The organism is Sulfuricurvum sp. RIFOXYD12_FULL_44_77 (assembly GCF_001830725.1).
GTDB lineage: Bacteria > Campylobacterota > Campylobacteria > Campylobacterales > Sulfurimonadaceae > Sulfuricurvum > Sulfuricurvum kujiense_A.
Genome location: NZ_MIBU01000129.1, coordinates 1 through 2,161, shown reverse-complemented (window position 1 = coordinate 2,161; position 2,161 = coordinate 1). Strand labels below are relative to the sequence as shown.

At 47.6% G+C, this 2,161-nt stretch carries 3 protein-coding genes; all 3 read right to left on the bottom strand.

Translation table 11 applies throughout. From position 1 onward, the window contains the following. Positions 1-596: sensor histidine kinase (locus A2517_RS05425; protein WP_294894907.1), on the bottom strand; the 596-nt coding region annotated here is incomplete at its 3' end. Further along, entirely contained in the window at positions 586-1,242 is a 657-nt protein-coding gene (locus A2517_RS05420) for a response regulator transcription factor (RefSeq protein ID WP_294894905.1), read from the bottom strand. The genes A2517_RS05425 and A2517_RS05420, both read right to left, overlap by 11 nt. Beyond that, on the bottom strand, positions 1,232-2,161 hold a 930-nt coding region (pyrC, locus tag A2517_RS05415), incomplete at its 5' end, for a dihydroorotase (RefSeq protein ID WP_294894903.1). The genes pyrC and A2517_RS05420, both read right to left, overlap by 11 nt.

Genomic DNA, 2,161 nt, shown 5'->3' with positions numbered 1-2,161 from the left:
ATTATAGGGTTTTTCGGTGAATATTTCACCCCGTTTTCGATTAAATTATCAATAACCTTCCCCAATCCGATCCGATCGCAGTTCACGGCATAAGACGCAACCGATATATCCCATGTCACAGAGGGATAAAGGGAACGCAGAAATACCAATCTCTCTTCAATCACTTCAGACAAATCAAACTGTTCGATTCTCTCTCGCTCACTCTGTTTTTTGATCATATAATCGAGCTCATTGTAACGCTCTTTTAACATCTCTGCCGCGATCTCGATCCGCTCCAGCCGCTTCAAACTTTTTTCATCACTGTGGGATTTGCGCAACATTTGGACATTGGCAGTTATGGTGTTAATCGGGAGATTCAATTCATGCAGCGTCTCTTTAGAGAACCGCTCCAAATGGTAAAAGTGCTCCCTTAGAGGGGTAATGGCTATTTTGGCCAAAATCCCCCCCACCATAAGGGTCATAATCAATGATAGAAAGGCAATGATCCCCCACTGCTCTACGCCCAACACCTGATGGACATAGTAAATTCCGGCAATCAACACGCCGGTAGTGGTGACATAGAGCGAGGCCAAAGCGATTTCGACATTACGAAACAAGACGGTACCCTACTCCGCGGATATTGACGATCAGCTCGGCTCCTATCTCTTGTTTAAGACGGTTGATATAAACCCGTATCGCCCCATCGCTAATCATTTCAGAAGGGTTCCAGAGGGTGTCCATGATCATCTCTTTGGTGACAATCTCTCCGGCATTTCGGATAAAAAGTGCCATCAACTGATACTCTTTCAGAGAAAGAGATAGCTCTTTCCCCTCCATAAGAACGCATTTATGCAGTTCATCGAGACAGAGCTCACCGACACAGTGACGCCCTTTCCCTTTGCTACGACGCAGCAATGCATGAAGTCGAACAAGAAGTTCATCGGTATTAAACGGTTTTTTCAGATAATCATCCGCCCCTATCTCGAATGCATGAGAGAGGGTTTCAATCTCTTGATGAGAAGAGAGATAGATTGTCGGGGTACGATCATTGGCACGACGTAACTCTTTGAGGAGGGACAACCCGTCGATTAGAGGGACGTTAATGTCAAGAAGATAGAGATCAAAATGATTTTTATAAGTTTCATCGAGGGCGATTTGGCCGTTTCGGCACAGCACCACTTCAAATCCCTCCTCTTCCAGTACATCCACGATCGATTCGCCAAAGAGCAAATCGTCCTCTAAAAGCAAAATCTTAGTCAACACGCTCTAGTGTCCACGTTAAAGTTTCACCTGCACGCATCGGCACGACACTGCCGTAGATATCAGGAACAACGAAGTCATGTTTCACCAAGATCACCTCTTTAAACTCGGCACAGATCCCGTAGATACGTTGTGCGTTGTCACTGACAAAGGCTTGAAGGTTATCGAGTTTATCATGCGCTTCAAACACCTCGCACAGTAGCTGTAATGCGATCGGGGCGGTAAAAACACCCGCTCCGCATCCGCACGACTCTTTTGCATGTTTCGGGTGAGGTGCGCTGTCGGAGCCGAACATCACTTTCGGATGGGCTTCGAGCGCAACGCGCAAAAGTGCGGCACGATCTTCGGGGCGTTTGGCAATCGGTTTGCAAAATAGATGGGGACGCAACATCCCCCCCGCTACATCATCGAGAGTGATCATGAGATGGTGAACGGTAATCGTCGCATATAAATTCTCATAACGATCCAGCATAGCGACTGCATCGGCGGTGGTGATATGCTCCATAATGATTTTGAGCTTCGGAAAATTCTTTGCCAGCATCTCATAGACCGACATAAACTCCGCTTCGCGATCCATCACAAAACCGTTGGTCTCCCCGTGAACCGAGAGGACGATTCCCAAGTCAGACATCGCTTCGAGGGTTTCGCGCATCGCTTCGATATCAAAACTCGCCACACCCCCCTCAGAGTTCGTCGTCACACCGCTCGGATAGAGTTTGATCGCGGTAATCTCATCCTGAACACTCTCCAAAAATGCACGACTGTAGTTTTGGTAGAAAAGGGTCATATAGGGTTCGAAATCATCCCGGCCTATCGCGTGTTTGATCCGTTTTTTGTACTCTTTTACCGCTTCTAACGTCGTTACGGGCGGGACAAGGTTGGGCATCACCAATGCGCCGCTGAAACTGTATGAGGTGAGGGG